This window comes from Ralstonia sp. VS2407 (genome assembly GCF_052950655.1).
This window is the reverse complement of the sequence record NZ_JBRFVG010000003.1, coordinates 82,966-109,037: the sequence shown is the minus strand read 5'-3', so window position 1 is coordinate 109,037 and position 26,072 is coordinate 82,966. Positions and strand designations below refer to the sequence as shown.

Here is a 26,072-nt window from a genome sequence, read left to right as displayed (position 1 = left end):
ATCAGCGCGACGTGCGCTCGATCCCGACGTCGACTACGCCGTACGTGCTGATGTTGGAACTCTGGCTGTATTGATCTCGCGAAGTCGTACAACCTGCCAAGGCGCCGCCCACGCAAGCCAAACCTGCCGCCCACAGCGCGACGCGCTTCCACAAAGTCATTTTGCTCATAGGTCGATTCCTTTCAGGGGGCGGTCGAGAGCCGCTCGGCGAGGACCGTGTTGTATGCGCGGACCATCCCCGGGATCAGGAACATGTCCACCAGCACCCACAGCCCCCCGATGACGGCAAGCACCCAGCCTGCGGTGTTACCCATGTCACGAAACGCCAGCCATGTGCCTCCGATGTTGGCAATGGCCTGTGCAATACCGCTGCCCGGCCGCTTCAGATAGAAGCGATGTGCCCCAAGAAAGCCCAACAGAAACCACCAGAGATAGGCTACGCCCGAACTCTTCTTTTGGGCGTCGTACAGCATGATTTCGCGAGCGGTCTGATTCATAGCATGGGCTGACACGGGAATAACCTGTCAGACACTAGCACGCATCCCGCGTTCCATGTCGCCCCACGATTACATGCTGCCGAGCTTGGCCTCAGCCTTGTCCGTCCACAAACGCATTTCCGCGAGCAACGACGACGGCGAGAACGAGCAGCTTTCCTCGCCAAACGACACCGCCATATCCAGCCGCTGCAGCAAGGAACGCCGCACCTGGTCGTACGCCGGCGGCAAGACCGCCAACGGCGCGAGCACTGCATCGTCGCGCCACTGGTTGAGCAGGCGCGGCACGTCAGGCGACTTGGCGTGACGATCGAGCGCGGCGCGCAGCGTCTGGAGAGATTCAGCGGTAGTCATGCTCGAGCTTTCTTTTCACGGTACAACTCGCGGAACGTTTTGCCTGCGGGAGCCGGCATGTCGCGCGTATCGGTCCAACCTTTGCCGACTGGCAGCGAGTGGATCAGTTTCTTGTCACCGCCCATCCAGCGCAGCACGCGCGCTGCGACCCACGTGCCAGCCGAGTACAACGCCGGTCGCCGTGCTACGAAGCCCCACACGCGCAAGCCAAAGCGCTCAGCTTGCGGGCGCAGTTCGCGCTCCATTTGTTTCTCGCGCAGCGTGCGCAGCAGATCCGACAACGGGATGGACGCAGGGCACACGCGATTGCATTCACCGCACAGCGTGGCCGCCTGCGGAAGGTCCAACGCGTTCGACAGCCCAACGTAGCTAGGCGTCAGCACGCTGCCCATCGGGCCCGGATACACCCAACCATACGCATGACCGCCGATCTTCTGATAGACCGGGCAATGGTTCATGCACGCGCCGCATCGGATACAGCGCAGCATCTCCTGGAATTCGCCGCCGATCAGACCGCTGCGGCCGCCGTCGACGATGACGAAGTACATATGCTCAGGGCCGTCCTTCTCGCCGGGCGCGCGCGGCCCCGTCAGCAGCGAGAAATAGTTCGAGATCGCCTGGCCGGTGGCCGATCGCGGCAACAAACGCATGACGGTCGCCAAATCTTCAAGCGTCGGCAACACCTTCTCGATGCCCGTCACGGCAACGTGCACGCGCGGCATGATCGTGCACATGCCCTCGTTGCCCTCGTTGGTGACGACGGCAACGGAACCCGTCTCGGCAATGATGAAGTTACCGCCCGTCACGCCCATGTCAGCGGACAGAAACTCGGGCCGCAGCACTTCGCGCGCCTCGCGCGTCATCTCGGGAATATCGGTCAGGCGCGGCTTGTTGTGCGTCTTGGCGAAGAGATCGGCGATCTCCTCCTTGTCCTTGTGCACCACCGGCGCAATGATGTGCGACGGCGGCTCGCTGTCGTTGATCTGCAGGATGTACTCGCCCAGATCGGTCTCGATGCTCTGCACGCCCATCTCGCCCAGCACCTGGTTCAGGCGCATCTCTTCGGTCACCATCGACTTGCTCTTGATGACCTTCTTGACCTCGTGCTTGCGGGCGATTTCTGCAACCAGGCGCGCGGCATCGGCCGTGGTTTCCGCAAACAAAACCTTGGCGCCACGGCGTGTGGCCTCTGCCTCGAACGTGGCGAGCCAGACGTCGAGGTTTTCCAGCGCGCGGTTGCGGCGCTCCTTCAGCGCTTCACGCGTGGCCTGAAAATCGATGTCCTGGATGGCCGCCGCCCGTGCGGTGACGAACTTGGTCGAGAGCTTGGTGAGGTTCTGCTGCAGGCGCTTGTCGGCGAGCTTCTGCCCGGCGCGCGCCTTGAATTCCATGCTGCGGACTTGCATGCGATTGCGTCTCCGTCGTGTTCTAGGGCAGTTGCGATTTACGCGTCGCCGGCAAGGACTTGCGCGATGTGCAGCACACGCGTGTGCGTGTCGCCAGTACGGCGCAGCCGGCCTTCGATGTTGAGCATGCAGCCCACATCCCCAAGCACCACGGCATCGGCGCCGCTGGCCTTGATGTTGGCGCATTTCTCATCCGCGATGGCGGTGGAGATATCGCCGTACTTGATCGAGAACGTGCCGCCGAAGCCGCAGCATGCTTCGCAGGCGGGCATCTCGGTCAATTGCACACCCTCCAGTTTGCCGAGCAGCTCTCGCGGCTGTGTTTTCACGCCCAGCTCGCGCAGCCCGGAGCACGAATCGTGGTACGTCACGTGGCCGTGAAATTGGGAATCGAGCGTCTCGACACGGGCCACGTTGACGAGAAAGTCCGTCAATTCGTACACACGCGGCGCCAGGCGCTCGTAGCGGCCCGCGAGCTCCGGATCATCTCGAAAGAGATCGGCGTAGCCCTTGCGGATCATGCCGCCGCACGAACCAGACGGGATGACGACGTAGTCGAACTGCTCGAATTCCTTAAGCGTTTTCTCCGCAAGATCGCGCGCCAGCGGCCGATCGCCGGAGTTGTAGGCGGGCTGGCCGCAGCAGGTCTGCGCGGGCGGCACGACGACGTCGTAGCCGGCCTTTTCCAGCAGCTTAAGCACCGAAAACCCGATGTCGGGCCGCATCAGATCAATGAGGCAAGTGACGAACAAACCTACGCGCATGGGAGTCTCTTGTGTTCTGCGGGAAGCCGCCATTATGCGCCCGCTGCCATGTCCGGCGCGGCCCTCAAGGCACAGAACTTCTTCATGTCAGTCATGAGTGCGCTTCACGGGGCCCGTCAAGCACAGTAGCCGGCCGACCGAGAAACTCCTCAAAAATACCGGGAATCATGCGTCGGGATGGTGCGCATTTTCACATCGTGGGATAGAATTTTGCATCGCATCCGCAACCCACTGCACCCATGGCAGAAGCAGACAAGGACCCCGGCAAGACGTCCATTCAGGTCATCGAACGCATGATGATGCTGCTCGACGCGCTTGCCGACCACGCAGATCCGGTCAGCCTGAAGGCGCTCTCCGCCAGCACCGGCCTGCACCCGTCTACCGCGCACCGCATCCTGAACGACATGGTGGCTTGCCGCTTCGTCGATCGCTCCGACCCGGGCAGCTACCGTCTGGGCATGCGTCTGCTGGAGCTGGGCAACCTCGTCAAGGCACGCCTCTCGGTGCGTGAAGCGGCCCTCGCTCCGATGCGCGCCTTGCATCGCCTGACCGGCCAGACCGTCAATCTTTCGGTGCGCCAGGGCGATGAAATCGTCTACATCGAGCGCGCATATTCCGAGCGCTCGGGCATGCAGGTGGTGCGCGCTATCGGTGGCCGCGCACCGCTGCATTTGACTTCGGTCGGGAAGCTATTCCTGGCTGCAGACGAAGTCGGCCGTGTGCGAGCCTATGCCACGCGTACCGGTTTGTCAGGCCACACTCGCACCTCGATCACGGACCTGCCCAAGCTCGAACGCGAACTCAACTGGGTACGCACGAATGGCTACGCACGTGACAACGAAGAACTGGAACTCGGCGTGCGCTGTATCGCTGCCGGGATCTACGATGATTCGCGGCGGCTGGTGGCAGGTCTGTCGCTGTCTGCGCCGGCAGATCGATTGCAGGAGAGTTGGCTCGACAACCTCAAGGACACCGCGCTACAGATCTCCAAAGGCATGGGCTACACATACGAAGGGGACGCCGTGCGCGCAGAGTGAGCCGCGGCTTCGCCCAACAAAAAAGCGCGTTCAATGACGCGCTTTTTTGTTGGGCGAAGCCGCGGCTCAGGCGCCGTGCTGCTCCGAGGCCAGCACGGTTGCCGGCTGCGTCGACACAGGCACATTCCGCAACGGCGCAGCAGCTTGCGTGGCCGGCTCGATGTGCGGGTTGCGCTCCAGCCAATTGCGCACGCGTGTGGCGTCTGCAAAGCGCGTGAGGTTGCCAGCCGAATCCAGGAACACCATCACGACGTTGCGGCCATGCACGTTGGCCTGCATCACCAGGCAGCGGCCAGCTTCGTTGATGAAGCCGGTCTTCTGCAGACCGATATCCCACTCGCCGCCACGCACCAGACGGTTGGTGTTGACGTAGTGCAGCGTGCGGCCGTTGGCGTTGACCGTATGTTCAGGGGTGGTGGTGAATTGACGAATGAGCGGCACCTTGTAGGCAGCCATCACGATCTTGGCGAGGTCCTGCGCGCTCGACACGTTGCTGCTCGACAGGCCGTTCGAATCCACATAGTGCGTGTCGTTCATGCCCAGCTCATGCGCCTTGCGGTTCATGGCGGCAACGAATGCAGGACGACCGCCCGGATAGTTGCGACCCAGCGCCGAGGCTGCACGGTTTTCCGACGACATCAGCGCCAGCAGCAGCAGGTCTTCACGCGTGAGCATCGTGCCGAAGCGCAGGCGCGAGCCGGTGTTGCGCTCGTAGTCACGATCTTCATCCGTGATTTCAAGCAGCTCGTCCATCGGCTGATGTGCATCGGTCACGACCAGCGCCGTCATCAGCTTGGTGATCGACGCAATCGGCAACACAGCCGACGAATTCTTCTGGAACAGCACTTCGCCGTTGTTCTGGTCCATCACCAGGGCGACGGAGGAACGCAGCGCCAACGCATCGGGCGTCGAACGCAGACCCATCGCTTCACCAAGCGTCGGGGATGCCGGCACGAACGACGCACGCACCGGACGCGCACCGCGCTCGACCATGATCACGCGGCGCTTGCCTTTGACGGTAACAACCTTGCGGACTTTGGTGGAGGCGACCTCATCGCTGCTCGCAGCCGCGACTTTGGCGCTGGCCTTGCGATTGACGACGGTCTTACCCTTGGATTTGACTTTGGCTTTCTTGCTGGCAGCGGGCTTTTTGTCGCTCGTGGCAGCGTTGGCCACGGTAGCGACGGAGACGGCAGCGAGCGCGACGGTCATCAGCGAAACGAAGCCGAGACGTCGAAAAAATGAGGAAACAGACCGTGACATGGTTCGATCACCCGCGCGTGAGATGGCGCAAGTGTAGGCAAAAACAAAATTCTTAGCAAGATGAAGGACTTAGCTCACGGCCTTAAAGTTTGACCTCGGGAGCCTTATCATTCGGTCATCATTTCGACGCAATTGTCTGCCGCAGCAGAATCCCAATCGCGAAGAAAGTTGCGCAAGCTGCACATGAGCGGCAGTGCGGAATCAGCACCGGAATCTGAGAGCGTACCCCGTGAACTCCGTCGTGCATGCCGACAATCACGGTATACAACTCGCTCCAACACCTCCTCACAACACGCGCACGTCGCACGCTGAGTCGCAGACCAAAGTCTAACGACGGATCGGCCGTATCTGTTGACATAATTCGACGACTTTTCTCCGCCAATTCTCGCTTTGCACGAAGATGTGCGCTGTAGCGAGCAGGCGGTCGCGCGATGACGACGTCAATCGAGAAAGCGAGTGAAGTCGGAGACAGGTGCGCGCTCGGTGATAAGCGTGTTCTCGATGGCAGCGAGGTTCGCATAACCCATCGACATGCCGCAGACGACCATCTCATCTTCGGTCAGCGCGAGATGCTCAGCGATGATCCGATGGAACTGCGTGAAAGCGGCCTGTGGACACGTATCGATGCCGCGAGCACGCGCCGCCACCATTACGGCCTCTAGAAACATGCCGTAATCGAGCCAACTGCCCTGCTCCATCACGCGGTCGATCGTAAAGATGATGCCAACCGGCGCATCGAAGAAGCGGAAGTTGCGCGCGTGCTGCGTGTGCATGCGTTCCTTGTCGGCGCGCTCGATACCGAGCAAGCCATACAGATCCCAGCCGACCTTGCGGCGCCGGCTCTGGTACGGATCAATCCACGTGCGCGGGTAGTACGGATACTCCTCTCGATGCAGCGTATCGACCTCCGGATGGTCATACGCCGCCAACACGGACTCGGACAAGCGCGCTTTCGATTCGCCCGTCAGCACATAGACCTTCCACGGCTGCGTATTGCTGCCGGACGGCGCACGGCGCGCGACATCCAGAATCGCTTCGATGTCTTCGCGTGCGACAGGCGTCGGCAGGAACGCGCGAACGGACCGGCGCGAAGTGATTGCCTGATCCACGAGTTCGACTTCTGCGGAGACGGGACGTCGGTCGGTCATGGCGATGCGCAACATTCAAGCGGTGATATTGGATGCAAGCGGCTCAAGCACGGCACGCAGCGCATCGGGCAGCGGCACCGGTCGACGCGTTTCGCGGTCGACATAGACGTGCACGAAATGGCCCTGCGCTGCGGCCTCTTGCGCGTCGCCGCGGAACAGGCCCACCTCATAGCGCACGCTCGTGTTGCCCAGGCGCGCAACCCGCAGCCCTGCCACGACCGGGTCGGGAAACGACAGCGGCGCGAAGTAATTACATTGCGTCTCGATGACAAGGCCGATGGTGTCGCTATGCTCCGGATCCAGCACGCCCTGCTGGATCAGGTAGGCGTTCACCACGGTGTCGAAGTAGCTGTAATAGACGACGTTGTTGACGTGGCCGTAGACGTCGTTGTCCATCCAGCGCGTGGTGATGGTGTGGAAGTGGCGGTAGTCGTCGCGCGTCTGGCGTGGCGTACTCATGGGCAGCAGGCGGGTGGCAATGGAAAGTGATCAGGATACGCCAGCCCCTGAACCTCGGTCACTTGCGGATAACGAGCGCCACACCACACGCGGCAATCACCATGCCGAGCGCTGCCAGCGGCGGAAAACGCTCGCCGAACAGCGCCCACGCCATCACGGCGGTCGTCGGCGGCGTGAGATACAAGAGCGACGTCACCTTGGTGGCCGCGCCCTTGCGGATCAGCACAAACAGCAGCGAGATCGCGCCGATCGACAGCGCCAGCACCGACCACACCAGCGAGCCGATCATCGGCAGCGTCCAATGCACCTCGCGCGTCTCGAACAGAAACATGAACGGCAGACACAGCAGCGCCGACGCCCCGAACTGGATGCACGCGCCCATCCGCAGATCAAACACCGGGCAATGGCGCTTTTGATACAGCGTGCCTACGGTGATCGAGAGCAACGCGCCCACGCAAAGTGCAAGCGTCGTCGCGCCTACGCCCGCCAGATGCAGCTTATTCGCTACCACGAGGCCTACACCTGCGATGCCGCACAGTAGACCCGCCCATTGGCGGCGCGACACACGCTCCCCGCGCATCGAGACATACAGGGCCGTCAGAATCGGCTGCATGCCGACGATCAGCGCCGTCATGCCTGCCGGCATGCCCAGCTTGACCGCCGCCCATACACCTGCCAGATAGCCCCACTGCATCAGCAGACCAGCCACCGCGATGTGACCGACCGTCACCCAATCGGTTTCGGCCGTGCCGGCGCGGCGTGGCAGCGGCACGCGCGCCAGCCATACCAGCGGCAGCAAGCACACAAGCACGCCAACGAAGCGGAAAAACAGGAACGTGATCGGCTCGGCGTACGGCATGCCGTACTTGGCCACGATAAAGCCCGTGCTCCAGATCAGCACGAATAGCCAGGGCATGGCGACGACAAACAGGGAGCCGCGCGCTGAGGCTGGCGCGACGGAAGACGCTGGGGTCATGCGGAAAGCGGAAGAAAGTTCGATGCGGCGGCAGCCTCGTCGCGAGCCGCCCAACGCTGTGCGTGCCGGGCAGCCAGCGCGATGGTTTGCGCGTGGACGGCCACGGTATCGTCGATATTGTTGCCGTAGCCACCCGCCATGGTAACGGCAATCGGTATGCGACGCTGATAGGCGAAGTCGAAGACTTCCTGATCGCGCCGGGCCAGACCCTGCAGGGTCAATTTGAGCCGGCCGAGGCGATCCCCTTCATGGGGATCCGCGCCGGCCAGATAGATGACCAACTGCGGCTTGAAGCGCCCGGCCAGGATGTCGAGTGCGCCAGTCAGCGCCTGCAGATAGTCCTCGTCGCCACAGCCATCGTGCAGGCCGATGTCCAGATCCGACGCCTCCTTACGGAACGGGTAGTTCTTCTCGCCGTGCAGCGACAAGGTGAAAACGGTGGCGTCATCGCGCAGGATCGACGCCGTGCCGTTGCCCTGATGCACGTCCAGATCGATGATGGCGACCGGGAAATCCGCCGGCGACCTGCCTGATTGGCGCTGCATCCAGCGCGAGGCGATGGCTGCGTCATTAAATACACAGAAGCCACCGCCCTTGTCCGCATAGGCATGGTGCGTCCCGCCCGCCAGGTTGACGGCAATCCCATCCGCCAACGCGGCTGCGCTTGCGGCCATCGTTGCACCGGCCGAACGGCGGCTGCGCTCCACCATTTCCGGCGACCAAGGAAACCCGATCTCGCGCTGGCGCGCCAGGTCAAGCCGACCGGCGCTTACGGCCTCAACATATTCGGTCGTGTGCGCTAGCAGCAACGCGTCGTCCTCGGCGCGCGGCGCCTCATACATGGACAGCCCCGGCACATCGGCCAACACCCGTGCACGCAGGTCGCTGTACTTGCGCATCGGAAACCGATGGCCAGGCGGCAGCGGCAAGACAAAATGGTCGGTATAGAACGCCCGCATGTGAATCAGAAATCGCAACGCAACAAAAATGGCACTCGGGCGCATCCTAACCTACGCTGCACTCGTGTGTTTTTTGAGACGGATTTACCGCCGGAAGTGGTCAAATGCATTTCGCCTGCACCACAGACACGCATTTTTCTGCCACAAAAAATCCCGCCAAACGGTTTGCGGCGCAATTCCTGTGCATAAAAAATCAACGATTTTTGATTTTTGTGCGATGCACAAATGGCGCTTGACACTGGTTGGACATTCAACAACAATGAAATTGTTGCGATGCACCATCCCTAATTTGATCGCGATGTCGCCTGGAAGGCCCGACGCAGACCGTCATGCTTTGTACATCTGGGCGATCTAAATTTTCATTTTGATTCCCCGACCCACCTTTGTATTTGGAGAGACAACATGCTGACTCAGGAACAGATCGCTGCGGCGCACAAGGCCAACCTGGAAACCTTCTTCGGCCTGACCAACAAGGCATTTGAAGGCGTCGAAAAGCTGGTCGAACTGAACCTGCAGGTCGTCAAGGCTACCCTGGCCGAGAACGTGGAACATGCCAAGAAGGCACTGACCGCCAAGGACGCCCAAGAGCTGCTGTCGGTGCAAACCGCCGCCGTGCAACCCCTGGCTGAAAAGGTTCTCGCTTACAGCCGTCACCTGTACGAAATCGCTTCGGACACGCAAACCGAATTCAGCAAGGCAGCTGAAGTGCAGATCGCTGAAAACAGCCGCAAGCTGCAAGCGCTCGTCGACAACGTGTCGAAGAACGCTCCGGCCGGTTCGGAATCGGCAGTTGCCCTGGTGAAGTCGGCCCTGTCGGCCGCCAACAACGCGTACGACTCGGTGCAGAAGGCTACCAAGCAAGCTGTGGAACTGGCTGAAAGCAACTTCCACGCTGCTGCCAACGCTGCCAGCAAGGCAACCGCCCAAGCATCCGCCCAAGCGCGCGCTGCTACCGGCAAGAAGTCGGCAACGACCGCTGCCTAAGCGCTAAGCTGCTGCAGCTACCTGCTTGTTCAAGCGGGCCTCCTCCGGGAGGCCCGTTTTGTTTTGGCCGTCGAGCCATTCTTCCAAACACGGCGTTTGCGTGCATTTGCGCGGAACCCAAATGCGCGGGTGGTGGTCCATTCCACCGTGTTCGTTCGATTGTCTCCTCGGTCCCGCTACCGAAACCTGTCCTCAGTGGTGATCAGTGGGTACCTTTAGCCCGGCTTCGGCCGGGTTTTTTGTGTGCGCCTGAAACGTCTCGCTCTTCAAATTGCGAACTTTTGCACGCAGCCGACGCTCCATCCTGTATTGCGGCTCACCGCCCTCCTCTCCTGCCCAATGTCTCGCGAATCCCTGACCAAGCGAAGTCTGATCGTCGCGGCTGCGCTTATCCTGCTGTTAGAAGAGTGGATATGGAACGTCATGCAGCAGGCAACCGCCCGTCTGGCGGCGCTTCCTTGGGTCCAAGCGGCGGAGCGGAAGTTGGCGCAGCTGGAGCCGATCGAAGCCCTCTGCGCCTTTGCCCTTCCCATGATCGCATTGCTGCCGTTCAAGCTTGCGGCCGTCTACGTCCTGGCGCGGGGCCATCTCATTGCAGGCGCCTTGGTTCTGGTTGCAGCGAAAATCGTCAGTACGGGGCTGGGCGTGCGCATTTATTCCGCCGTTCGGCCACAGTTGCACACGATCGCGTGGTATGCACGCTGGGAATCCGCGTTTCTGGCATGGAAGCAACGCATGATTGCCGCCCTGCAGGCAACGCCGACTTGGCAAGCCCTTCAGGTTCGAATCGCCGTCTGGCGCGCCCGGCGGCATGGGCTAATGCAACAGATGTGGCGCCGCCTGATCGCAGCGGTGCGCCTGCTGCGCCGCCATCGGCGCCGAGCCGAGCCTCGACACTGACCGGCCAACGTCACTCCAAAGACAAAGGGCCGCCCAATTTAGCGGCCCTTCCCCTTCCCTTTGTCAGCTCGATTTCGAAGGTGCCTCCGAATTCTGGCAGTTAATTGCAGTTCAACGCTTGCGAGCCGGCGGCACGTCCGTGCAAACGCCCTCATAGATTTCTGCAGCCATACCTACCGACTCACCCAGCGTCGGGTGCGGGTGGATGGTCTTGCCGATATCCACAGCATCCGCGCCCATCTCAATGGCCAGGCAAACCTCGCCGATAAGGTCGCCCGCATGCGTGCCGACGATGCCGCCACCGATGATGCGGTGGGTTTCCTCGTCGAAGATGAGCTTGGTGAAGCCCTCGTCGCGGCCGTTGGCAATTGCGCGGCCCGACGCAGCCCACGGGAAGACGCCCTTGCCATACTTGATGCCCTGTGCCTTGCACTGGTCTTCGGTCAGGCCTGCCCAGGCCACTTCCGGATCGGTATAGGCGACCGACGGAATCTGTTTGGCATCGAAATACGCCTTCTCGCCATGTGCGGCCTCGGCCGCCACATGGCCCTCGTGCACGGCCTTGTGTGCCAGCATCGGCTGCCCGACGATGTCGCCGATCGCAAAGATGTGCGGCACATTCGTGCGCTGCTGCTTGTCCACGTCGATGAAGCCGCGGTCGGTCACGGCCACGCCGGCCTTTTCCGCGCCGATGCGCTTGCCGTTTGGCGCGCGGCCCACGGCCACCAGCACCATGTCGTAGCGCTGCGGCTCGGCCGGTGCGGCTTCGCCTTCGAACTTGACGTAGATGCCGTCCGGTTTGGCTTCCACCCCGACCGTCTTGGTCTTGAGCATGACCTTGTCGAAGCGGTTCTTGTTCATCTTGTCCCACACCTTGACGAGGTCGCGGTCGGCGCCCTGCATCAGGCCGTCGAGCATTTCCACCACGTCGATGCGGGTGCCCAGCGTGCTGTACACCGTGGCCATTTCCAGGCCGATGATGCCACCGCCGATAACCAGCATCTTGGCCGGCACTTCGCGCAGCTCCAGTGCACCGGTCGAATCGACGATACGCGGATCTTCGGGAATGAACGGCAGCTTCACGGCCTCGCTACCTGCAGCGATGATCGCCTTTGCGAAGCGGATGACCTTCTTCTCACCGGTGGCCGCTTTGCCGGCGCCATCGGTCAGCTGGACTTCCAGATGGTTCGGATCGAGGAACGTACCGACGCCGCGCACGACTTGCACCTTGCGCGCCTTGGCCATGCCGGCCAGCCCGCCCGTCAGCTTGCCGATGACGGATTCCTTGTGCTTGCGCAGTTGGTTGATATCAACCGTGGGCTCGCTGTAGACAATGCCGTGTGCGGCCATGGCCTTGACTTCGTCCATCACGGCGGCCGTGTGCAGCAGCGCCTTCGACGGGATGCAGCCCACGTTCAGGCAGACACCGCCCAGCGTGGAGAAACGCTCGACCAGCACGGTGTTCATGCCCAGATCGGCGCTGCGGAAGGCTGCCGAATAACCGCCCGGGCCGGAGCCGAGGACGAGCATGTCGCATTCGATGTCAGCGCCGCCGGCGTGCTTGGCCGCTTGAGGTGCGGGGGCCGATGCTGCCGGTGCGGCAGCAGGCGCCGCCACCGGAGCCGGAGCTTGAGCAGGCGCCGGAGCAGCAGCAGCGCCGGCTTCCGCCGTCGCGATCACCGTGCCCTTGCTAACCTTGTCGCCCACCTTGACCTTCACGTCGACAATCTTGCCGGCCACGTCCGACGGCACTTCCATGCTGGCCTTGTCGGATTCCAGCACGATCAGCGACTGCTCGGGCGCCACGGTATCGCCCGCCTTGATCAGCACTTCGATGACTTCCACCGCATCGAAATCGCCGATGTCCGGCACCTTGATTTCCACCACGCTCATTCCTGACTCCTTGTTCTTGTCGTCGGCACCCGGCATCGCCCGGGCCCGCTGACGCTTTTCAATCCTGCAGACGGACTGTGTGCACTTCGATCGGGCCGCCCGAACTCTTGTCGAACTCCACGCCTGCCGACACGCCCACCTGTGCAACGTCCGCCGCCGACTTGCCCGGCATATCGAACACCGCCGACATCGCCCCCAGCGCAAAGTTGCGCCCCGAGCCGATGCCCCAGAAGCGGTCGAACGCGAACACCTCGCGGTACGAATAGACGCCGTAGATGCCGGTTGCGTTGGCGATCAGGCAGGTGATCTGCGACGACTCGTACGGGTCGTCGTCGTCTTCCTTGGTGTTGACGAAATACTCGTCCTTGAGCTTTTCGTGCACCTTGAGGAAGGTTCGGAACACGTCGTCGCGCGTGCCGAGACGGCACTCATCGGCCAGCCCCGCCAGCAGGCTCCGCATGACCGGAAAGTGGGCCGTCGTGCCCGCCAGCGCGATCAGCGAATCGCCCACCTGGAAGATCTTCTGGTTCTGCTCGTAGCCGCGCGCCAGGCGCGTATCGCCGAACGTCACGAGTGAGTCGGCCGCAATCGCCACTTCGCCGTCTTTCTTGACCACCACGCACGTCGTCATGTCGTCCTCGCCATCAGTCCACTGACCAGTCCGCCGACCGCTGCAAACCCATGCGGGCCGGCACGCACAGGCTCGAAGCCAGATGCGTGCCGAGCCCGCGTGGGCTTACAGGCTGACGCGGCGGAAGTCCGCCAGCACGCTGGCCAGATACGCGTTGAAGCGCGCAGCCTCCGCGCCGTCGATCACGCGGTGATCGTACGACAGCGACAGCGGCAGCGTCAGGCGCGGCACGAATTGCTTGCCGTCCCAAACCGGCTTCTGATAGCCGCGCGACAGGCCCAGGATGGCCACTTCCGGTGCGTTGATGATCGGCGTGAAGTTCGTGCCGCCAATACCACCCAGCGAAGAGATCGAGAAGCAACCGCCCTGCATCTGGTCCGGCTTGAGCTTGCCTTCGCGGGCAGCCTTCGACAGGTCCGCCATTTCCTTGGCGATGTCGATCAGGCCCTTCTTGTCCGCATCGCGAATCACCGGCACCACCAGCCCGTTGGGCGTATCGGCCGCAAAGCCGATGTGGAAATACTGCTTGAAGACGAGGTTGTCGCCGTCCAGGCTAGCGTTGAAGGTCGGGAATTTCTTGAGCGCACCAACGACTGCCTTGATCACGAACGCCAGCATCGTGAACTTCACGCCGGCCTTTTCGTGGTCCTTGTTCATCTGCACGCGGAAGGCTTCCAGCTCGGTGATGTCCGCTTCGTCGTTGTTGGTGACGTGCGGGATCATGACCCAGTTGCGGTGCAGGTTTGCACCCGAAATCTTCTTGATGCGCGACAGCGGCTTCGGATCGATCGGGCCGAACTTGGTGAAGTCGACCTTCGGCCACGGCAGCAGGTTCAGCTCGCCACCGCCGGCCGGCGCACCCGCCGCAGCCTTGCCAGGCGCCGCGGCCTGGCCACTCATCACGCCCTTGACGTAGCGCTGCACGTCTTCCTGCGTGATGCGGTTTTTCGGGCCCGTGCCGCCAACGAGGTGGACGTCCACGCCCAGCTCACGCGCGTACTTGCGCACCGACGGGCTGGCGTGGGCGGCCTTGCCCACCGTACCAACCGTATCCGCGGTGTACGTAGCGGGCGCTGCGGCCGGAGCGGCTGCGGGCGCAGCCGCCGGGGCCGGGCTCGGCGCAGCGGCAACCGGGGCCGGGGCCGGAGCTTGTGCAGGTGCCGGTGCAGCGGCAGCGCCGCCTGCGCCTTCCAGCACGACGATCAGCGTGCCTTGCGACACGGCATCGCCAACCTTCACGCGGATTTCCTTGACGACACCAGCGGCCGGCGAAGGCACATCCATCGTGGCCTTGTCCGACTCGAGCGTGATCAGCGATTGCTCGGCTTCCACCTTGTCGCCCACCTTCACGCTGATCTCGATGACCGGCACGTCGGTGTAGTCGCCAATGTCCGGCACCTTCACTTCAACGGTGCCGCCACCGGCGGCAGTCGGCGCAGGGGTGGGCGCTTGTGCGGCAGGTGCGGGCGCCGGCACAGCAGCGGCCGGAGCCGGCGCGGGTGCAGCTTGGGGCGCCGGGGCCGGCACGGCAGCAGCGCCCTGCTCTTCGAGCAGCAGCACCAGCGAGCCTTCCGACACGGTGTCGCCCACCTTGATCTTCACTTCCTTGACGACGCCGCTCTTGGGCGAGGGCACGTCCATGGTCGCCTTGTCCGATTCCAGCGTGACCAGCGAATCCTCGGCGTTGACGGTATCGCCCGCCTTGACCAGCACTTCGATCACCGGGACGTCTTTGTAGTCGCCGATGTCCGGCACCTTGATTTCTACGACTTGACTCATTCTTCTGTCTCCAGAGGTCTGGCGGCGAGCGCGTCCGGCGGTAGACACGCGCTGCCCGGCAGGCTACCGCATCGTGCACGCAAATACACTAGGCGAAAGTCTGTCGGGGCGGTGCCCGGCCGGGACGCAACCCGCGCGCCCGGCGGCTCCGTTATACGGTCATCGGGTTGGGCTTGTTCGGATCGAGGTTGTACTTCTTCAGTGCCTCGGCCACCTTTTCGCGCGGCAGCACGCCTTCGTCGGCGAGCGCCTTGAGCGACGCGACTGTCACCCAGTAGCGGTCCACCTCGAAGAAGTGACGCAGCTTCTCGCGGGTATCCGAGCGGCCGAAGCCGTCGGTGCCCAGCACCACGTAGCGACGCGGCACAAAGGCGCGGATCTGCTCGGCGAAGGTACGAACATAGTCGGTCGATGCGATGACCGGGCCGCGTGCGTTCTTGAGCAGCTTCTCGACGTGCGACTCGCGTTGCGGAGCCGTCGGGTTGAGCAGGTTCCAGCGCGCGGTGGCATTGCCTTCCCGGGCTAGCTCGGTAAAGCTCGGGCAGCCCCACAGGTCCGACTCTACGCCCCAGTCCTTCTTGAGCAGCTCGGCCGCAGCAATCACTTCACGGAAGATCGTGCCCGAGCCCAGGAGTTGCACGCGCGGTGCGTTGCTGTTCTCGACGCCCTTCTTGAACTGATACATCCCCTTGATGATGTCCGCCTCGACACCCGCCGGCATTTCCGGGTGCTCGTAGTTCTCGTTCATCACCGTCAGGTAGTAATAGACGTCTTCCTGCTCGACATACATGCGACGCAGGCCGTCTTGCATCACCACCGCCAGTTCGTACTGGAAGGTCGGGTCATACGAAATGCAGTTCGGGATAGCTGCGTGGTACACGTGCGAGTGGCCGTCTTCGTGCTGCAGGCCTTCGCCGTTCAGCGTGGTACGGCCTGCGGTGCCGCCCAGCAGGAAGCCGCGCGAACGCATGTCGCCAGCGGCCCAGCAGAGGTCGCCGATACGCTGGATGCCGAACATCGAGTAGTAGATGTAGAACGGGATCATCGCCACGCCATGCGTCGAATACGACGTGGCGGCGGCAATCCAGTCGCACATGGCGCCGGCTTCGTTGATGCCTTCCTGCAGCACCTGACCCGTCTGCGATTCCTTGTAGAACATCAGTTGGTCGTGATCCTGCGGCACGTACTTCTGGCCTTCCTGGTTCCAGATACCAACCTGGCGGAACAGGCCTTCCATGCCGAACGTGCGCGACTCATCGGGCACGATGGGCACGACGTGCTTACCGATGTTCTTGTCCTTCAGCAGGATGTTCAGAATGCGCACGAACGCCATCGTCGTGGACACTTCACGGCCTTCGCCGGTGGCCTTGAGCAATGCGTCGAACGCGGCCAGCGCCGGAATCTGCAGCGGGTCGGCCTTCTGGCGACGGGCCGGCAGGTAGCCGCCCAGGTCCATGCGCGCCTTGCGCATGTATTCGAGTTCCTTCGAGCCTTCTTCGAACTTGACGTACGGAACGTGCTCGAGCTGATCGTCGGCAACCGGGATGTTGAAGCGATCGCGCAGCTTGCGGATGGCGTCCACCGGCATCTTCTTCTGCTGGTGGGCGATGTTCATCGCCTCGCCGGCTTCGCCCATGCCGTAGCCCTTGATGGTCTTGGCGAGAATGACGGTCGGCTGGCCCTTGTGGTTGCTTGCCGACTGGAATGCCGCGTAGATCTTGTGCGGATCATGGCCGCCGCGGTTCAGCGCCCAGATGTCGTCGTCGGACCAGTCGGCCACCATGGCCTTCAGTTCCGGCGTGTTGAAGAAGTGCTCGCGCACATAGGCGCCGCTCTTCGACTTGAAGGTCTGGTACTCGCCGTCGACGCATTCCATCATGCGGCTCATCAGCAGGCCCTTCGTGTCGCGGGCAAGCAGTTGATCCCAGCGGCTGCCCCAGATGACCTTGATGACATTCCAGCCTGCGCCGCGGAATTCCGATTCCAGCTCTTGGATGATCTTGCCGTTGCCACGCACCGGGCCGTCCAGGCGCTGCAGGTTGCAGTTGATCACGAAGACGAGGTTGTCCAGCTTTTCACGGCCGGCCATGCCGATCGCGCCCAGCGATTCCGGCTCGTCGGTTTCGCCATCGCCCAGGAACGCCCAGACCTTGCGGTTTTCCCAGTTCTGGATCAGGCCTCGGCTAGCCAGGTACTTGGTGAAGCGCGCCTGGTAGATCGCCATGATCGGGCCCAGGCCCATCGACACGGTCGGGAACTGCCAGAAATCCGGCATCAGCCACGGGTGCGGGTACGACGAGATGCCCTTGCCGTCCACTTCCTGGCGGAAGCTGTCGAGTTGCTCTTCGCTCAGACGGCCCAGCAGGAAAGCGCGCGAGTACACGCCCGGCGCCGAGTGGCCCTGGACGAACACCATGTCGCCGCCGTGCTTGTCAGACGGGGCGTGCCAGAAGTGGTTGTAGCCGACGTCATACAGCGTGGCCGCCGAAGCGAACGACGAGATATGACCGCCGACGTTCGTGTCCTTGTTCGCACGCAGCACCATCGCCATGGCGTTCCAGCGCGTGTACGAGCGGATGCGGTGCTCGATTTCCTGGTTGCCAGGAATGCGGTCCTGGTTCTCAACCGGGATCGTATTGATATAGGGGGTTTCTGCGTGCAGCGGAGACGTCACGCCGTTAATGCGTGCGTATTCGATCTGCTTGTCGAGGAGGAACGCCGCACGTTGCGGGCCTTCCGCGCCGATGACGCCTTGCAGCGCCTCCAGCCATTCCTTGGTTTCCTGGGGATCAACGTCGCTGGCGCTCGTGGCACCCAGGACTTGTTCTGGTACGGCCGACATGGCGGTCTCCTTGGTAGCAGTAACGATAGTTGCGTCTCTTGTGAGGTGCCCCACTGCTACACGCGTTTGCACGCACGCAAGGGCCACCCCGACTTTTGCGCTGATTCTATGGGCACCCACAAACGCAGCACAAGCGGAATTTTCAAATTGCGATATGGTTTTTTATAATGTGGAATATTGCCGCAACGCAAAACAAATCACTTTTGACATTGCAGTGCAGCATTTTCTGAGCGAACAAGACAGCTCACCAATCGGTTTCCCCAAGCGACCCGCAAGTTGATTGCCGTTACACTTGGTTTTGCGCAGTTGCACAGATGCCCACTCCTTTACCTCCGCAGAATTCCGGCGTTCGTCCGCCCATCATGCTTGCCCCCTCCCACGCTTCGCAGGACCCGGCCGCCAAGTCCGGGCCGCCAACGCCTGCTGCGCCTGCGCCCATTTCCGCAAACGCGTCTGAACTGCCATCAGACGAAATCGTGCGCCCGAACATGCCTCGCCGCCTGTGGCTGACGCGCCTGGCCCGGCTGTGGTCGACCAACTGGTTCATGTTCATCCCGCTGGTGGCGATCGTCCTGTTTGCCGGCGCGATGATTTTCATCCTGTATCAGTTGCACGCCACGGAGGTACAGCAGCAGCGCGACGCGCTCTACCGCGATGCCGCCTGGGCCGAGCAGAAGGTGCGCCTGTCACTGCAAAGCAATCAGGATCAAGTGGCCGCCCTGGCGCGCGATATCGGTGCCGCGCAGCTTGATCCGAGCGCCTACCGCGATGCGGCCCGCCAGCTCCTGCGCGAGAACCCAGAGCTGGTCTTCATCAATTGGCTGGACGCCACGCGCCGCCCGCGCTGGGCGTTCCCGTCCACCTCCGAGTTCACCGCGCGCGTGCGCGAAACGCGCGACCATCCGCTTGAGCCCGAAATCCAGTCCGCCTACGACGCCGCCCGTGAGACGCAGCGCGCCGTCTATTCGCGCCCCATCCAGAACGAGCGGGGCGAGAGCTTCATGCTCATGGAAGTTCCGATCGTGCGCGACAACGAATTCCTGGGCACGGTGGGCGCCATGTATTCGGTCACGGGCATCCTCACGCAATTGCTGCCGGGCGAGCTGACCGACCGCTACCGCTTCTCGCTGGTCGACAAGAACAACGTGATCCGCGCGAGCACGTCATTGCGGCCGGTGCCCAAGGCGGCCGCGTCGTACGAGGTGCTGCTCGACCCGCCGGGGCATTCGCTGTCGTTGCGGGCCGAGGCGTATCCCGCGCCGTCCAACCTGCCCAACAACATGCTGATGTGGCTGGTGGCCGGCCTGTCCTGCTTCGTGATCTGGAGCCTGTGGAGCGTGTGGCGCCACACCAGCCGCCGTTCGGAAGCACAGCGCGCACTGCTGGCGGAAACGTCATTCCGCCGCGCCATGGAGAACTCCATGGTGATCGGCATGCGCTCGCTCGACCTCAACGGCCGCATCACCTACGTGAACCCGGCGTTCTGCCGCATGATCGGTTGGACGGAGGCTGAGCTGGTCGGCCGCATGCCGCCCTTCCCGTATTGGCCGCCCAATGAGATTGGCGAGATGCAGAAGCACATCGAGCTGACCCTGCGTGGCAAGGCACCTGCCAACGGCATGGAATTGCGCATGATGCGCCGCGACGGCACGAGCTTCTATGCGCGGATGTACGTCTCGCCGCTCATCGACGCACGCGGCCGGCACACCGGTTGGATGAGCTCCATCACGGACATCACCGAGCCCAAGCGCGCCCGCGAAGATCTGGCCGCCGCGCACGACCGCTTCACCACGGTGCTCGAGAGCCTGGACGCGGCCGTGTCGGTGCTCTCGACCGACAAGGCCGAGCTGCTGTTCGCCAACCGCTACTACCGCCAGCTTTTCGGCTGGGAAGCGTTCGGCCATCTGCAGCTCTCCGGCAACGACGTCAACACCGAAGACGTTTCCAGCGATGCACTGGACCTTGTGGACGCCTACGCGGGCCTGCCCGCCTCAGAACTGACGCCTCACGCTGCAGATGCGCGGGAAATCTACGTGCCGTCGATGCAGAAGTGGTTTGAAGTGCGGCGCCGCTACATCCAGTGGGTGGACGGCCACCTTGCGCAGATGCAGATCGCCACCGACATCACCGTGCGCAAGGCCGCTGAAGAAATGACCCGCCAGCACGAAGAACGCCTGCAGTTCACCAGCCGACTGACGACGATGGGCGAGATGGCCTCGTCGCTGGCACACGAGCTGAACCAGCCGCTGGCTGCCATCAACAACTACTGCATGGGTGCGGTGGGCCGTCTTAAGTCCGGGCGCAGCACGCCGGAAGAGCTGATCCCGGTGCTGGAAAAGACCTCCGCCCAGGCCGTGCGTGCCGGCACGATCATCCAGCGCATCCGCGGCTTTGTGAAACGCAGTCAGCCGCAGCGGCGCGAATCCGACCTGCGCGACATCGTCGCCGACGCCGTGGGCCTGGCCGAACTGGAGGCCACCCGGCGCGGCATCACCATCCTCACGCGCTTGCCGGGCGACCTGCCGCATCTGTACGTCGATCCGGTGCTGATCGAGCAGGTGCTCGTCAATCTGCTCAAGAACGCTGCAGAAGCCATGGCCGCCCACCCGCGCCTGCGCGCCGCCAGCGTCCTGCGCCTGCACGCCAACCTGATCAACGACCCCGAAAACTCTGTGCTGATCGAGGTGATCGACCAGGGCCCGGGTGTAGACGACAGCACCAAGGAGCGGCTGTTCGAGCCGTTCTTCAGCACAAAATCCGACGGCATGGGCATGGGGCTGAATATCTGCCGCTCCATCATAGAATCCCACCTCGGCAGGCTCTGGGTAGAAAACAACGCCGATGGCATCGGCTGTACGTTTAAAATCATCCTGCCGCTGAATCCGCTGTAGATCGTTTTTAAAACATAGAACGTAGACCGAGGACTCCTCCATGAGCACAACGCCCGCCGCAGTTGCGCCGCGCAACGAAACCGTGTTCGTCGTCGATGACGATGAAGCCATGCGTGACTCGTTGACGTGGCTGCTCGAAGGCAACGGCTACACCGTCCGCACCTACCGCAGTGCCGAAGAATTCCTGGTCGACGACAAGCGTGGCGAAGGCGTCGGCTGTCTGATCCTCGACGTGCGCATGCAAGGCATGAGCGGCCCCGAGCTGCAAGATCGCCTGCTGGCCGAAAACAGCCGCATGCCGATCGTCTTCGTCACGGGCCACGGCGACGTGCCGATGGCGGTGTCGACCATGAAGAAAGGTGCGGTCGACTTCATCGAAAAACCGTTCGACGAATCCGAACTGCGCGAGCTGGTTGAACGCATGCTCAGCAAGGCCCGCAGCGAAGACTCGGTCGCCCGCGAGCAAAAGGCTGCCAAGGACCTTCTCGGCCGCCTGACCACACGCGAGCAGCAAGTGCTGGAGCGCATCGTCGCCGGCCGTCTGAACAAGCAGATCGCCGACGATCTGGGCATTTCCATCAAGACGGTGGAAGCGCACCGCGCCAACATCATGGAAAAGCTCAACGTGAACACGGTGGCAGACCTGCTGCGTCTGGCTTTGTCGCGCAACGCCTGATAGGCCGCAGGCACGACCAAGTGCTCATCAGGGCGGCTGGAAGGAAGGCGGCGATTTATAATCGTGGTTTGCCCTCTCCCTCCTCCGCCCAGCCATGACCGCCCAACTCATTGACGGCAACGCGCTTGCCAAACAACTCCGCGCCGAGGCCGCACAACGCGCCGCCGCCCTGACCGCGCGCGGCCACCAGCCCGGCCTCGCCGTGATCCTCGTCGGCGAAGACCCGGCCAGCCAGGTCTATGTGCGCAACAAGATCAAGGCGTGCGAAGACAACGGCTTCCTGTCCAGCTTCGACCGCTACCCCGCTGACCTGTCTGAAGCCGACCTGCTCGGCCGCATCGACGCACTCAACCGCGACCCGCGCATCCACGGCATCCTGGTCCAGCTGCCGCTGCCCAAGCACATCGACAGCCACAAGGTGCTCGAAGCCATCGCGCCCGAGAAGGACGTGGACGGTTTCCACGTGGCCAATGCCGGCGCCCTGATGACCGGCGCCCCGCTGTTCCGCCCGTGTACGCCGTACGGCTGCATGAAGATGCTGGAATCGATCAACTACCCGGTGCGCGGCGCCAATGCGGTGGTGGTCGGCGCCTCGAACATCGTCGGCAAGCCCATGGCGATGCTGCTGCTGCAAGCCGGTGCCACCATCACCATCTGCAACAGCAAGACGCGCGACTTGGCCGCGCACACGCGTGAGGCCGACATCATCGTGGCCGCCGTGGGCCGCCGCAACATCATCACCGCCGATATGGTCAAGCCCGGCGCAGTCGTCATCGACGTCGGCATGAACCGCGACGACGCCGGCAAGCTGTGCGGCGACGTCGACTTTGCCGGCGTCAAGGAAGTCGCGGGCTACATCACGCCCGTGCCGGGTGGTGTCGGCCCGATGACGATCACGATGCTGCTGATCAACACCCTGGAAGCCGCCGAGCGCGCTGCCCAAGGAGCCGCCCTGGCGGCGTAAGCTTCACCCTGATCCAGTTGGAAACGGAAAAAGCGTCCCCACCTGTTGGATCGGACGCTTTTTTTGTCCCCCGAATTTCTCTACCGAGCCCGCCATGACCGACATTTCGCCCAAGGTTGCTACCCCGGCCAACAATCCGCTGCTCGATTTTTCTGGTCTGCCGCGCTTTGCGGACATCCGTCCCGAACACATCACGCCGGCCGTCGATGTGCTGCTTGAGCGTGCCGCATCGGCGGTGGCGCAGGTCAAGGACCCCGCCACGCCTGTCAGCTGGAACACCGTCGTCACCGCATTGGAAGAGGCGACCGAGCCGTTGGGCCGCGCCTGGGGCATCGTCAGCCATCTGAGCGCCGTCGCCGACACGCCGGAACTGCGCGAAGCCCATGCCGCCAATCTGCCGCGTGTGACCGAGTTCTGGTCGGGCCTGGGTCAGGATCTGGAACTGTTCGAAAAGTACAAGGCGATTGCCGACAGCGCCGAATACGCCACTCTGTCGCCAGCGCGCAAGAAGCTGCTTGAGAACGAACTGCGCGGCTTCCGCCTTGGCGGCGCAGAACTGCCGGAAGACCAGAAGCCGCGCTTTGCGGCCATTCAGGAACAGCAGGCGCAACTGACCAAGGCCTTCAGCGACCACGTCCTGGATGCCACCAACGCCTACGCACTCATCATCGACGACGAAGCCCGCCTGGCCGGCTTGCCCGATGACGCCAAGCAGGCGGCACAGGAAGCGGCTCGCCGCGACAATCCGGAAGCGACCGGCTGGAAGTTCTCGCTGCACTTCCCGTCGTATTTTCCGGTGCTGCAATACGCAGACGATCGCGCACTGCGCCGCACGATGTACGAAGCCAACGTCACGCGTGCGTCCGAACTGGGCGCGCAGTACGGCGACGGCAAGGCCGAGTGGGACAACACCGCCAACATGGCCGAACAGCTCACGCTGCGCACCGAAGAAGCGCACATGCTCGGCTATCGCAATTTCGGCGAGGTGTCGCTCGTGCCGAAGATGGCCGACTCGCCCGAAGACGTGCTGCGCTTTCTGGGTGAGCTGGCCGACCGCGCCCGTCCGTTCGCGGAGAAGGATTGGGAAGAGTTGCAGGCCTTCGCCAAGACCACGCTCGGCATCGACAAGCTCGAACCATGGGACATGGCCTATGCGTCGGAAAAGCTGCGCGAGGCACGTTACGCATTCTCCGAGCAGGAGGTGAAGCAGTACTTCCCGGAACCCGCCGTGCTGGATGGCCTGTTCAACGTCGTGCAGACGCTGTTCTCGGTGAAGATCCGGCCAGAGGCGGCTGAAGTATGGCACCCGGACGTACGCTTCTTCCGCGTCGAATCTGCCCAAGGTGAGCTGCTTGCACAGTTCTACATCGACCTGTACGCGCGCGAAGGCAAGCGTGGTGGCGCGTGGATGGACGACGCACGTGGCCGCAAGCTGCTGGGCGAAGCGGGCGTGCAAACCCCGGTGGCTTACCTCACCTGCAACTTCTCGGGCCCGGTCGGCAACAAGCCCGCGTTGTTCACCCACGACGAGGTCATCACCCTGTTCCACGAGTTCGGCCACGGCCTCCACCACATGCTCACGCAAGTGGATGAACTCGGCGTGTCTGGCATCAACGGCGTGGAATGGGATGCGGTGGAGCTGCCGTCGCAGTTCATGGAGAACTTCTGCTGGGAATGGGAAGTGCTCTCGCGCATGACCCGCCACGTGAATTCCGGCGAACCTCTGCCACGCAAGCTGTACGACAGCATGCTGGCCGCGAAGAACTTCCAGAACGGCATGGCGACGCTGCGCCAAATCGTGTTCTCGACGTTCGACATGCACCTGCACACGGACTTCGACCCCAAGGGCGCGACGTCAGTGCTGGAGCTGTCGCGCCAGATCAACAATCGCTTCCACGTGGTGCCGCAGGCAGAGCTGTCGCGCTGGCCGAACACGTTCAGCCACATCTTTGCGGGCGGCTATGCGGCGGGCTATTACAGCTACAAGTGGGCCGAGGTGCTGTCAGCAGATGCCTATGCGGCTTTTGAAGAGGCCAGCAAGCTGGGCGGCTCGGTGCTCGATGCGGAAACCGGCGCACGCTATCGCCGTGAAGTGCTGGCCGTCGGTGGCAGCCGCCCGGCCATCGAATCGTTTACGGCCTTCCGCGGTCGCGCACCCAGCATCGACGCACTGTTGCGCCATGGCGGCATGATGGCGGAAGCCGCGTAACGGTCTGTTATGCCAGCCATAAAAACGCCGCTTCGTGCTAACGCCGAAGCGGCGTTTTTCATTCGAGCCCGCAGCGCTTGATGGCACAATATCGCACCCCTGAACGGCGCCAAACTGTGCGCCGTCGCCATTTGCAAGGACAGAGCCCTCATGCGCGTCGCAACCTGGAACGTTAACTCTTTGAAGGTCCGCCTACCGCACGTGCTGCAATGGCTGGCCGAGCGCGAAGCCGACGCAACGCCGATCGACCTGCTCTGCCTGCAGGAACTCAAGCTCCCCGACGATCGCTATCCGCTGGCCGAGCTGGACGCCGCCGGCTATTCATCGTTGTTCACAGGTCAGAAGACGTACAACGGTGTCGCCATCCTCGCGCGCAAGGCGTCGGTGCCTGAAGGCCGCGATGTTGTGAAGAACATCCCCGGTTTTGCCGACGATCAGCAGCGCATCGTGGCCGCCACGTATGACGTGGACGGTGGCCCGGTCCGCGTGATTTCCGCCTACATTCCGAACGGGCAGGCGCTCGACTCCGACAAGTTCGTCTACAAGCTGCGCTGGCTGGAAGCACTGCAGGCGTGGCTGACGAGCGAGATGGCGGCAAACCCACGGCTGATGCTGCTGGGAGATTTCAACATCGCCCCCGAAGACCGCGACGTGCACGACCCGAAAAAGTGGGAGGGCCAGAACCTGGTGTCGCCGGAAGAACGCGCGGCGTTTCGTGCGATGCAAGGCGCCGGGCTGGTCGATGCCTTCCGCATGTTCGAGCAGGAAGACAAGCTGTTCTCATGGTGGGATTACCGCATGTTCGGCTTCAAGCGCAATGCCGGCCTGCGGATCGACCACATCATGCTGTCGCCTGAGCTCGCCAAGCTGTGCGAGTCGTGCCATATCGACCGCGTGCCGCGCACGTGGGAGCAGCCTTCGGACCACACCCCCGTCGTCGCCGCCTTGCGCAGCGCATAAGGAGCGCCCCGCATGGCTTCTGCTTTCAAGCACCGCAATCTTCCGCATCTCCTGCTGCGCGCCCGTGAGACCTTCATGGCGCGCTTTCGGCCGATCCTGCGCGAGCACGGCATCACCGAGCAGCAATGGCGCGTGCTGCGTACGCTCAACGATACCGGCGACATGGAGCCCAACCAGCTCGCCGATGCATGTCTGATCCTGAGTCCGAGCCTGACGCGTATGTTGGCCGCAATGGAACAGTCCGAGATGATCGTGCGGACAAAGTCGTCGGTGGACCAGCGCCGGCAGGTGATTTCGCTCACGCCCAAGAGCCGCCAGTTCCTGGCCGATGTGGAGCCGCAAGTGGATGCGGAATATGCACGCATCGAAGCGCAGTTGGGCCGCGCGCGGCTGGACGCGCTCTACGCCGCCATCGACGAATCGATCCACGTCATGGAAACGCACACGCCGATGGGGCGTTTCACTGGCGACGAGTAACGCCCA

The 26,072-nt window shown here is 62.8% G+C and carries 23 protein-coding genes; 9 read left to right on the top strand and 14 right to left on the bottom strand.

What is annotated here, in order from left to right:
• Position 1: 1 nt before the first annotated feature.
• The 5 genes from ACU8YE_RS06200 to ACU8YE_RS06180 form a co-directional block, all read right to left on the bottom strand.
• Positions 2–169, bottom strand: coding sequence for a hypothetical protein (locus ACU8YE_RS06200; RefSeq protein ID WP_232042932.1), 168 nt, complete (start codon positions 167–169; stop codon positions 2–4).
• A 13-nt stretch (positions 170–182) separates the two neighbouring features.
• Entirely contained in the window at positions 183–497 is a 315-nt protein-coding gene (locus ACU8YE_RS06195; protein WP_232042933.1) for a TM2 domain-containing protein, read from the bottom strand.
• A 69-nt stretch (positions 498–566) separates the two neighbouring features.
• Positions 567–848 carry a hypothetical protein gene (locus ACU8YE_RS06190; RefSeq protein ID WP_440838166.1) on the bottom strand — a complete coding sequence of 94 codons (282 nt, stop codon included), beginning with the start codon at positions 846–848 and terminating at the stop codon, positions 567–569.
• A complete protein-coding gene (locus ACU8YE_RS06185) occupies positions 845–2,254 on the bottom strand; it encodes a LutB/LldF family L-lactate oxidation iron-sulfur protein (RefSeq protein WP_440476551.1) in 1,410 nt (469 codons plus the stop codon). The genes ACU8YE_RS06190 and ACU8YE_RS06185 overlap by 4 nt, the downstream gene beginning before the upstream one ends.
• A 38-nt stretch (positions 2,255–2,292) precedes the next feature.
• Complete coding sequence (locus tag ACU8YE_RS06180; protein ID WP_260802381.1) at positions 2,293–3,018, bottom strand: (Fe-S)-binding protein; 726 nt, start codon at positions 3,016–3,018, stop codon at positions 2,293–2,295.
• A 239-nt stretch (positions 3,019–3,257) separates the two neighbouring features.
• Here ACU8YE_RS06180 and ACU8YE_RS06175 point away from each other — a divergent pair, with 239 nt between their 5' ends.
• Entirely contained in the window at positions 3,258–4,055 is a 798-nt protein-coding gene (locus ACU8YE_RS06175; protein WP_232042937.1) for an IclR family transcriptional regulator, read from the top strand.
• A gap of 66 nt (positions 4,056–4,121) precedes the next feature.
• On the opposite strand, the gene pbpG is transcribed toward ACU8YE_RS06175, so the two are convergent.
• From pbpG to ACU8YE_RS06150, 5 genes are all read right to left on the bottom strand, one after another.
• Positions 4,122–5,318: a D-alanyl-D-alanine endopeptidase gene (pbpG, locus tag ACU8YE_RS06170; protein ID WP_316871189.1), complete on the bottom strand. Its 1,197-nt coding sequence runs from the start codon at positions 5,316–5,318 to the stop codon at positions 4,122–4,124.
• 440 nt (positions 5,319–5,758) lie between these two features.
• Positions 5,759–6,466 (bottom strand): nitroreductase, encoded by a 708-nt coding sequence (locus ACU8YE_RS06165; RefSeq protein WP_414560706.1) that lies wholly within the window; start codon positions 6,464–6,466, stop codon positions 5,759–5,761.
• 15 nt (positions 6,467–6,481) lie between these two features.
• Complete coding sequence (locus ACU8YE_RS06160) at positions 6,482–6,925, bottom strand: acyl-CoA thioesterase (protein ID WP_232042940.1); 444 nt, start codon at positions 6,923–6,925, stop codon at positions 6,482–6,484.
• Between the two features lie 58 nt (positions 6,926–6,983).
• The gene (locus ACU8YE_RS06155; RefSeq protein ID WP_260802378.1) at positions 6,984–7,901 is read right to left on the bottom strand and encodes a DMT family transporter; all 918 of its coding nucleotides are present in this window, start codon (positions 7,899–7,901) and stop codon (positions 6,984–6,986) included.
• Complete coding sequence (locus ACU8YE_RS06150; protein WP_446928335.1) at positions 7,898–8,905, bottom strand: histone deacetylase family protein; 1,008 nt, start codon at positions 8,903–8,905, stop codon at positions 7,898–7,900. Before ACU8YE_RS06150 ends, ACU8YE_RS06155 begins: the two co-directional genes overlap by 4 nt.
• A gap of 357 nt (positions 8,906–9,262) precedes the next feature.
• On the opposite strand from ACU8YE_RS06150, the gene ACU8YE_RS06145 reads away from it, so the two are divergent.
• Both ACU8YE_RS06145 and ACU8YE_RS06140 read left to right on the top strand, forming a co-directional pair.
• On the top strand, positions 9,263–9,844 hold the full coding sequence (locus ACU8YE_RS06145) for a phasin family protein (protein ID WP_024975535.1): 582 nt from the start codon (positions 9,263–9,265) through the stop codon (positions 9,842–9,844).
• A 339-nt stretch (positions 9,845–10,183) separates the two neighbouring features.
• On the top strand, positions 10,184–10,744 hold the full coding sequence (locus ACU8YE_RS06140) for a hypothetical protein (RefSeq protein ID WP_414560710.1): 561 nt from the start codon (positions 10,184–10,186) through the stop codon (positions 10,742–10,744).
• Between the two features lie 111 nt (positions 10,745–10,855).
• On the opposite strand, the gene lpdA is transcribed toward ACU8YE_RS06140, so the two are convergent.
• The 4 genes from lpdA to aceE form a co-directional block, all read right to left on the bottom strand.
• A complete protein-coding gene (gene lpdA / locus ACU8YE_RS06135) occupies positions 10,856–12,637 on the bottom strand; it encodes a dihydrolipoyl dehydrogenase (protein WP_260802376.1) in 1,782 nt (593 codons plus the stop codon).
• A gap of 58 nt (positions 12,638–12,695) precedes the next feature.
• A complete protein-coding gene (locus tag ACU8YE_RS06130; RefSeq protein WP_252691464.1) occupies positions 12,696–13,268 on the bottom strand; it encodes an MFS transporter in 573 nt (190 codons plus the stop codon).
• A gap of 105 nt (positions 13,269–13,373) precedes the next feature.
• Positions 13,374–15,047 (bottom strand): dihydrolipoyllysine-residue acetyltransferase, encoded by a 1,674-nt coding sequence (gene aceF / locus ACU8YE_RS06125; protein WP_446928334.1) that lies wholly within the window; start codon positions 15,045–15,047, stop codon positions 13,374–13,376.
• 151 nt (positions 15,048–15,198) lie between these two features.
• Complete coding sequence (gene aceE / locus ACU8YE_RS06120; RefSeq protein WP_232042947.1) at positions 15,199–17,889, bottom strand: pyruvate dehydrogenase (acetyl-transferring), homodimeric type; 2,691 nt, start codon at positions 17,887–17,889, stop codon at positions 15,199–15,201.
• Positions 17,890–18,251: 362 nt separating this feature from the next.
• Here aceE and ACU8YE_RS06115 point away from each other — a divergent pair, with 362 nt between their 5' ends.
• From ACU8YE_RS06115 to hpaR, 6 genes are all read left to right on the top strand, one after another.
• Positions 18,252–20,780, top strand: a complete 2,529-nt coding sequence (locus ACU8YE_RS06115) for a PAS domain S-box protein (protein WP_446928333.1) — start codon at positions 18,252–18,254, stop codon at positions 20,778–20,780.
• Positions 20,781–20,820: 40 nt separating this feature from the next.
• Positions 20,821–21,456, top strand: coding sequence for a response regulator transcription factor (locus ACU8YE_RS06110; protein WP_024975528.1), 636 nt, complete (start codon positions 20,821–20,823; stop codon positions 21,454–21,456).
• A gap of 94 nt (positions 21,457–21,550) precedes the next feature.
• Positions 21,551–22,420, top strand: a complete 870-nt coding sequence (gene folD / locus ACU8YE_RS06105; RefSeq protein WP_260802373.1) for a bifunctional methylenetetrahydrofolate dehydrogenase/methenyltetrahydrofolate cyclohydrolase FolD — start codon at positions 21,551–21,553, stop codon at positions 22,418–22,420.
• A gap of 94 nt (positions 22,421–22,514) precedes the next feature.
• A complete protein-coding gene (locus tag ACU8YE_RS06100) occupies positions 22,515–24,629 on the top strand; it encodes a M3 family metallopeptidase (protein WP_446928332.1) in 2,115 nt (704 codons plus the stop codon).
• Between the two features lie 150 nt (positions 24,630–24,779).
• Positions 24,780–25,589, top strand: a complete 810-nt coding sequence (gene xth, locus ACU8YE_RS06095) for an exodeoxyribonuclease III (RefSeq protein WP_232042951.1) — start codon at positions 24,780–24,782, stop codon at positions 25,587–25,589.
• Between the two features lie 12 nt (positions 25,590–25,601).
• Positions 25,602–26,066, top strand: coding sequence for a homoprotocatechuate degradation operon regulator HpaR (gene hpaR / locus ACU8YE_RS06090; RefSeq protein ID WP_147214547.1), 465 nt, complete (start codon positions 25,602–25,604; stop codon positions 26,064–26,066).
• Positions 26,067–26,072: the final 6 nt, after the last annotated feature.

What these genes read in the sequence shown, in the direction of transcription:
- ACU8YE_RS06195 (WP_232042933.1), bottom strand. Translation starts at nt 497, where the DNA reads ATGAATCAGACCGCTCGCGAAATCATGCTGTACGACGCCCAAAAGAAG.
- aceE (WP_232042947.1), bottom strand. Translation starts at nt 17,889, where the DNA reads ATGTCGGCCGTACCAGAACAAGTCCTGGGTGCCACGAGCGCCAGCGAC.
- ACU8YE_RS06155 (WP_260802378.1), bottom strand. Translation starts at nt 7,901, where the DNA reads ATGACCCCAGCGTCTTCCGTCGCGCCAGCCTCAGCGCGCGGCTCCCTG.
- ACU8YE_RS06140 (WP_414560710.1), top strand. Translation starts at nt 10,184, where the DNA reads ATGTCTCGCGAATCCCTGACCAAGCGAAGTCTGATCGTCGCGGCTGCG.
- xth (WP_232042951.1), top strand. Translation starts at nt 24,780, where the DNA reads ATGCGCGTCGCAACCTGGAACGTTAACTCTTTGAAGGTCCGCCTACCG.
- lpdA (WP_260802376.1), bottom strand. Translation starts at nt 12,637, where the DNA reads ATGAGCGTGGTGGAAATCAAGGTGCCGGACATCGGCGATTTCGATGCG.
- ACU8YE_RS06115 (WP_446928333.1), top strand. Translation starts at nt 18,252, where the DNA reads ATGCTTGCCCCCTCCCACGCTTCGCAGGACCCGGCCGCCAAGTCCGGG.
- ACU8YE_RS06185 (WP_440476551.1), bottom strand. Translation starts at nt 2,254, where the DNA reads ATGCAAGTCCGCAGCATGGAATTCAAGGCGCGCGCCGGGCAGAAGCTC.
- pbpG (WP_316871189.1), bottom strand. Translation starts at nt 5,318, where the DNA reads ATGTCACGGTCTGTTTCCTCATTTTTTCGACGTCTCGGCTTCGTTTCG.
- ACU8YE_RS06130 (WP_252691464.1), bottom strand. Translation starts at nt 13,268, where the DNA reads ATGACGACGTGCGTGGTGGTCAAGAAAGACGGCGAAGTGGCGATTGCG.
- folD (WP_260802373.1), top strand. Translation starts at nt 21,551, where the DNA reads ATGACCGCCCAACTCATTGACGGCAACGCGCTTGCCAAACAACTCCGC.
- ACU8YE_RS06160 (WP_232042940.1), bottom strand. Translation starts at nt 6,925, where the DNA reads ATGAGTACGCCACGCCAGACGCGCGACGACTACCGCCACTTCCACACC.
- ACU8YE_RS06165 (WP_414560706.1), bottom strand. Translation starts at nt 6,466, where the DNA reads ATGACCGACCGACGTCCCGTCTCCGCAGAAGTCGAACTCGTGGATCAG.
- aceF (WP_446928334.1), bottom strand. Translation starts at nt 15,047, where the DNA reads ATGAGTCAAGTCGTAGAAATCAAGGTGCCGGACATCGGCGACTACAAA.
- ACU8YE_RS06110 (WP_024975528.1), top strand. Translation starts at nt 20,821, where the DNA reads ATGAGCACAACGCCCGCCGCAGTTGCGCCGCGCAACGAAACCGTGTTC.
- ACU8YE_RS06200 (WP_232042932.1), bottom strand. Translation starts at nt 169, where the DNA reads ATGAGCAAAATGACTTTGTGGAAGCGCGTCGCGCTGTGGGCGGCAGGT.
- ACU8YE_RS06180 (WP_260802381.1), bottom strand. Translation starts at nt 3,018, where the DNA reads ATGCGCGTAGGTTTGTTCGTCACTTGCCTCATTGATCTGATGCGGCCC.
- ACU8YE_RS06100 (WP_446928332.1), top strand. Translation starts at nt 22,515, where the DNA reads ATGACCGACATTTCGCCCAAGGTTGCTACCCCGGCCAACAATCCGCTG.
- hpaR (WP_147214547.1), top strand. Translation starts at nt 25,602, where the DNA reads ATGGCTTCTGCTTTCAAGCACCGCAATCTTCCGCATCTCCTGCTGCGC.
- ACU8YE_RS06175 (WP_232042937.1), top strand. Translation starts at nt 3,258, where the DNA reads ATGGCAGAAGCAGACAAGGACCCCGGCAAGACGTCCATTCAGGTCATC.
- ACU8YE_RS06190 (WP_440838166.1), bottom strand. Translation starts at nt 848, where the DNA reads ATGACTACCGCTGAATCTCTCCAGACGCTGCGCGCCGCGCTCGATCGT.
- ACU8YE_RS06150 (WP_446928335.1), bottom strand. Translation starts at nt 8,905, where the DNA reads ATGCGCCCGAGTGCCATTTTTGTTGCGTTGCGATTTCTGATTCACATG.
- ACU8YE_RS06145 (WP_024975535.1), top strand. Translation starts at nt 9,263, where the DNA reads ATGCTGACTCAGGAACAGATCGCTGCGGCGCACAAGGCCAACCTGGAA.